This is a genomic window from Lysinibacillus sp. NPDC047702, from assembly GCF_050272555.1.
GTDB lineage: Bacteria > Bacillota > Bacilli > Bacillales_A > Planococcaceae > Lysinibacillus.
In genome coordinates this window covers 1-6,060 of record NZ_JBNNMG010000111.1, presented here as the reverse complement: position 1 = coordinate 6,060, position 6,060 = coordinate 1, and the positions used below count along the sequence as shown (strand labels likewise).

Here is a 6,060-nt window from a genome sequence, read left to right as displayed (position 1 = left end):
TCGGAACGGAGATCAACCCCTCGTTTTGAAAAAGAGCTATATTTTTTTATTTGTCACCTTGATTTCATTGACATAATAGTATTTCAACAACATGACAGTAAGCTAGAGGAGGTATTCTAGCTTACTGTTTTTTCTTTCAGGAGTATTTAAGAAAATTTCGGATACTTCTTCGCAAAGACTTGAACATTTTGCTTGAAATGGAAGGTTTGCATAAAATTTTTTGCTAATATTAATTCATCTGAATACAATAATGCATGTCGAAAATGTTGCTGGATAAATTTTCGTGCCTGTTCGTAGTGCTTGTTGATAGAGATAGCACCGTAAATCTCTTCTTGATCCATAATATAAATAAAATCGCAAGGAACTTTATACATGCGATATTTTAATAAAACACTAATGTAAAAGGTCTTTTCATCACAGCGCTCTAAATCAAAGTGATGAAATAATATTTCTAGTTGGTGAATAAAGCTTGGAGCTGTAGAAAAATAATTATTTTTTATAAGAACCACTATCAACACCACCTTTACTAAAAATTATAAAGAGAATAACTTAAATTGTCTATCTTTAGACAGAATATTCTGTTATTTAAAACTTCTATTTGTTGCTTTGCTTAACCTAATAAAAATTTGTTACACTATGGTTGCCGTAATTTTGAAAGAAGAGAGCGAAGAAAATGAAAATTATTCACATAGATCAAAATTATCCTGAGGATTGGATTCGCGTATTAAATCATATTGCAAATTTATTTTTTGAGGATTCCAAGCTAAAAGTAAAGTCTGAAGGAGCAGACATGTCCGTATCTTTCGAGCATCATGTTACTGAGGATTTTTCTTTATCTACAAAAGCAGCATTAGAGATAGAGGGAAAGCATTTTACAAATGAATACCATATTAAATATGATACGCAGGCTGAGGGACGTGAGCTAAATATTCGTATTAAACGTGCCCTGTCTCATGTTTTTTTAGATGTGCTTGAACAATATACAGGGATGCAACAGCAATGGGGAATTTTAACAGGTGTCCGTCCAACTAAGCTTTATCATAAATTTAGAAAAGCAGGCATGACCGAGAGAGAAATTGCTGACATCCTTATTCGTGACTTCCGACTGTCCGCACAAAAGGTAGCACTCTTAAAAGACATTGTTGAACGACAATTAGTGACGATTCCTGATATCGATAACATTGGAAAGGAAATAAGTATTTATATCGGAATTCCTTTCTGTCCAACAAAGTGTGCCTATTGTACGTTCCCCGCATATGCGATTGGAAGCAACCGAAAGCAGGGCCGTGTCACTACATTTTTAGAGGGGCTGCATATTGAATTAAGAGAAATGGGTAAATGGCTGAAGGACAACGATATGAAAATCACTTCTATTTATTGGGGTGGTGGAACGCCAACATCTATTGAGGCTCATGAAATGGATGCGTTGTATCAGACGATGTACGATTCCTTCCCATATCATGAAACAATTCGTGAAGTGACAGTTGAAGCGGGTAGACCAGATACGATTACTACAGAAAAACTAGAAGTGTTAAAAAAATGGGGGATTGACCGTATAAGTGTTAATCCACAATCTTATACAGATGAAACGTTAAAAGCGATTGGTCGTCATCATACGGTTCAGGAAACAGTTGATAAGTTTTGGCTTGCGCGTGAATCAGGTATGAACAATATTAATATGGATCTGATTATTGGTTTACCAAATGAAGGTATTGAGGAATTCCAGCATTCTTTAGAGGAATCTGCTAAGATGCAACCAGAGTCATTGACTGTCCATACACTATCCTTTAAGCGTGCATCAGAGATGACTCGTAATAAGGATAAATACAAAGTAGCAGATCGTGATACTGTTGCAGAAATGATGCAGATGGCACAAGATTGGACAAAGGAAAATGACTATGTTCCGTACTATTTATATCGACAAAAAAATATTTTAGGTAATTTAGAGAATGTCGGTTATAGTAAAGCTGGTGAGGAAAGCATCTATAATATTGTTATCATGGAAGAGGTACAGACAATTTTAGGAATCGGCTGTGGCGCTTCTTCTAAATTTGTTCATCCTGAGACAGGGAAAATTACGCAGTTCCATAATCCAAAGGACCCTGCTGCCTATATCATGACATTTGAAGATGCTATAGATAAAAAAATTGAGTTTTTAGATGAATTATATAAAATGTAAGGCAAAGGCAATCTGAGTTGTTCGGATTGCTTTTTTCACGCTCACAAGAGTGTTTGCTCTAAAGTATAATCATCTTAAAGCTGAAATTAAATAAATGAAGTGGAGGAGTAAAATGAAGGTCGTTATTAGTCCAGATTCATATAAGGGAACTTTGTCAGCCATCGAGGTGGCTGATGCAATGCAGGCAGGAATCATGGATGTAGACCAAGCAATTAAAACCGTGATGTTACCTGTTGCAGACGGTGGAGAAGGCACATTGGAATCACTTGTTATTGCTACAAATGGTCATTATTTTTCGACACAGGTGCTTGATCCATTAGGGAGAGAAATAGAGGCGAGATATGGTGTGCTAGGTGATAATACTACATGTGTGATTGAAATGGCTCAGGCATCTGGCATTATGTTGTTGCAGGATAATGAAAAAAATCCTGAACTGGCATCAACATATGGAACTGGTCAGTTGATTAAAGCTGCACTAGATCAGGGGTTTAGGAAGTTTATTATTGGAATTGGCGGTAGTGCTACAAATGATGCTGGTATTGGCATGTTAAAGGCATTGGGACTGCAATTTAGAAAAAAGGATGGGTCATTAATTGAAGATAGAGTGTCAGCTTTATTAGAACTAGCCTTCATTGATAATAGTTGTCTAGATTCGCGATTAGCTGAAGCCCAGTTTACAATTGCATGTGATGTTGATAATCCTTTAATCGGAGAACGAGGGGCAACAGCTATATTTGGACCTCAAAAAGGCGTTAAAGAGCATCAAATTGCTTGTTTTGATACCTGTTTAAAGCAGCTTGCAGACATTGTTGAAAAGCAATATGGCATTCGATTACATAATTTCAAAGGGGCAGGTGCTGCAGGAGGAATGGGCGGTGCATTCATAGCCTTTTTAAATAGTAGCTTTTCAGCAGGCATTGATATTGTAATTGATGCTGTTCAATTAAAACAACATATAGAAGATGCTCAATTCGTTATGACAGGTGAAGGGAAATCAGATCGTCAAACATTACATGGAAAAGCTCCGTTAGGAATAGCAAAGGCAGCCAGATTAGCCAATGCTCAGGCAATCTTATTGTCTGGAATTATTGATGATACTGATAAACCTGCATTGTATGATTATTTTACGGTTGTTGAGTCTTTAGTAGATGAAAAGGTTAGTGTACAACAGGCAATGCAAAAGCCTTATGAGTGTATTCGTCTGAAAACCAAAAAAATATTTGAGTATCTCTTACAGAGGAGTGTTTCATCTTAGGGGAGATTTTAGCTGAAGAGAAATAGAGGGCAGTTCCAAGCTGCTCTTTTTTGTATAATAGAAAAATAGAAAGGAAGTAAGAAGATGAAAAAATTAATAATAGTACTTTTTTGTATTTTTTTATTAGCGGGCTGTACAGAGGCTTTAAAGACAGAAAAAGTACCAGTAACTGCTGGACAAGAAATGCGTGTCCATTTTCTTGATGTAGGGCAGGGAGATTCTATTTTCATTGAGTCGGCAAATGGTAAGACAATGCTTGTGGATGGAGGTGTCAAGGGGGCAGGGCAGCAGGTGGTTTCATATTTAAAAGAGCTAGGTGTAAACAAGCTCGATATAGTTGTAGCAACACATCCTGATGCTGACCATATTGGGGGCTTAATTCCTGTGTTACAATCAATCGATATTGGTCAATTTTATGATTCAGGAAAGGTACATACATCTCAAACCTTTGAAGAAATGCTGACACTAATTGATACGAAAAATATTCCTTATCATGTTCCAACAACAGGAGAAAATATAGCGTTTGATGATGATCTTATTGTAAAGGTATTAAATGCTAATGAACATGCTACAGATAATAATGATGCATCCATTGTTTTAAAAATAGTGTATGGCAATGTTTCATTTTTATTAACAGGGGACGCGGGAATAGCATTAGAAAAAGATATGCTACAAAATGATATACAGGCAACAGTTTTAAAGGCAGGTCATCATGGCTCAAATACTAGTAGCTCGGAGAAATTTATTCAAGCAGTGCAGCCAGAAGTAACCGTCTTAAGCTATGGGGAAGGAAATAAATACGGGCATCCTCATGCTGAAGTCGTTGAGCGATTGCAAGCTGTTGGTAGTAAGATTTATGCAACTGCAGAAGCAGGAACGGTTATCGTATCCACAGATGGGGTAAACTATGATGTGCATTCAAAAGAATGGTCAGGAGCCATTGTTACAACACCTCCAAATACCGTAAGTGTAGAGATTGTTAGTAAGGATTTAATAGATGAGATTGTCGGTATTAAAAATAATGGCAGTGAAGCAGTATCGTTAAAAGATTGGCAGCTTATTTCAATAGAGGGGAATCAAGTATTCCAATTTCCAAATGTGACATTACAGCCAGGTAAAATTATTTATGTGACAAGTGGAACAGATGCGAGAGAAGGCCAAAATTATTTAAAGTGGACGAAGAAACAAATTTGGTTAAATGATGGAGATGCTGCACAATTAAAGAATGCGAAAGGGGAACTTGTTAGTGAGCTCGACTAAATACACCTTAGACCGTATTGAAGATGGCTATGCAGTTTTCTTGAAGTATCCAGAGGAAGAGGAGCAACTAATCATATTACAATCCGCCATGAATAAGCCAGTACAGGTGGGTGATCGTGTGTTAATTGAAGAAATTAACGACATTTATCATATTGAAATTTTACTAGAGGAAACAGAGCAAAAAAAAGCTGAGGTAAAGAGCTTGATGGAACGTCTGCGTAATAAAAATAAATAGTACATGACAGGCTGTGCGTAAGGTTACGCATAGCTTGTTTAATTTAGAAGGAATGTGCATAAAATGCCATCCTAAATATTTTGAAAATATGCTAAAATAAGCAGTATTAAAGGAAGCTAGGAGCTGACACAATGTCAATTAATACAATTATTTTTGATTTAGATGATACACTGCTGTGGGATAAAAAATCGGTTAAAACAGCTTTTGAAAAAACTTGTCAATATGCAGCAACTATACATAATGTAAATCCGATAGAGCTAGAGGAAGCGGTACGAAAGGAAGCTCGTACGCTCTACGAGGGCTATGAAACATACGATTATACAGTGTTAATTGGTATTAACCCATTTGAAGGTCTTTGGGGAACATTTGATGATCCAACAGATTCCTTCCAAAAGATGAAGGGAATTGTACCAGAGTACCGTACAGCTTCATGGACAAAGGGCTTAGGATCGTTAGGAATTAGTGATGCGAAGTTAGGTGCAGAGCTTGGCGAGCGATTTGTGGCAGAACGTAAGGTATCCCCATTTTTATATGAGGATACATTTACAGTGCTGGATGAGCTAAAAGGAAAGTATCAGCTCATTTTATTAACGAATGGTGCTCCAAGCCTGCAGAACTTAAAGCTGACAATTACACCAGAAATAGCGCCATATTTTGACCATATTATTATTTCTGGAGACTTTGGCAAAGGAAAGCCAGATGCTTCAATTTTCGAGCATGTTATGGAGAAAGCTGGCATTACAGCTGATGATGCCATTATGGTAGGCGATAATTTAAATACTGATATTTTAGGCTCATCACGTGTGGGCATGCGGAATGTATGGATTAATCGTGAAAACAATGCTCCAACTGGTACTGTTACGCCAACTTATGAGGTAGACTCTTTAACTGCACTTTTAGAACTTGTGAGTAAGCTATAAATCAAAAATGTACTGATCCAACAAAGGATCAGTACATTTTTCAAGTTGTTGAAATATATTATGTCAATGAAATCAAGGTGACAAATAAAAAAGTATAGCCCTTTTTCAAAACGAGAGGTTGATCTCCGTTCCGACTGAGTGCTTTCCTGGGGGCGTCCGATGAGCCGCTTCACTCGCGTTGCTCGCTCCAGGGTCTCATCTGTGACGCTGA

Annotated in this window: 6 protein-coding genes; 5 read left to right on the top strand and 1 reads right to left on the bottom strand. The window is 37.1% G+C overall.

The annotated features are described in order from the left end of the window. Positions 1-146: 146 nt before the first annotated feature. On the bottom strand, positions 147-509 hold the full coding sequence (locus ACQKIM_RS27400) for a hypothetical protein (protein WP_427550025.1): 363 nt from the start codon (positions 507-509) through the stop codon (positions 147-149). A gap of 164 nt (positions 510-673) precedes the next feature. Here ACQKIM_RS27400 and ACQKIM_RS27395 point away from each other — a divergent pair, with 164 nt between their 5' ends. From ACQKIM_RS27395 to ACQKIM_RS27375, 5 genes are all read left to right on the top strand, one after another. Next, positions 674-2,179, top strand: coding sequence for a coproporphyrinogen III oxidase (locus tag ACQKIM_RS27395; protein ID WP_427550022.1), 1,506 nt, complete (start codon positions 674-676; stop codon positions 2,177-2,179). A 112-nt stretch (positions 2,180-2,291) separates the two neighbouring features. Next, positions 2,292-3,434, top strand: coding sequence for a glycerate kinase (locus tag ACQKIM_RS27390; protein WP_427550019.1), 1,143 nt, complete (start codon positions 2,292-2,294; stop codon positions 3,432-3,434). Positions 3,435-3,518: 84 nt separating this feature from the next. Next, positions 3,519-4,694 carry an MBL fold metallo-hydrolase gene (locus ACQKIM_RS27385; RefSeq protein ID WP_427550017.1) on the top strand — a complete coding sequence of 392 codons (1,176 nt, stop codon included), beginning with the start codon at positions 3,519-3,521 and terminating at the stop codon, positions 4,692-4,694. Next, positions 4,681-4,929, top strand: coding sequence for a DUF3006 domain-containing protein (locus ACQKIM_RS27380; RefSeq protein ID WP_427550014.1), 249 nt, complete (start codon positions 4,681-4,683; stop codon positions 4,927-4,929). The genes ACQKIM_RS27385 and ACQKIM_RS27380 overlap by 14 nt, the downstream gene beginning before the upstream one ends. Positions 4,930-5,060: 131 nt before the next feature. Next, positions 5,061-5,849: an HAD family hydrolase gene (locus ACQKIM_RS27375; RefSeq protein ID WP_427550012.1), complete on the top strand. Its 789-nt coding sequence runs from the start codon at positions 5,061-5,063 to the stop codon at positions 5,847-5,849. Positions 5,850-6,060: the final 211 nt, after the last annotated feature.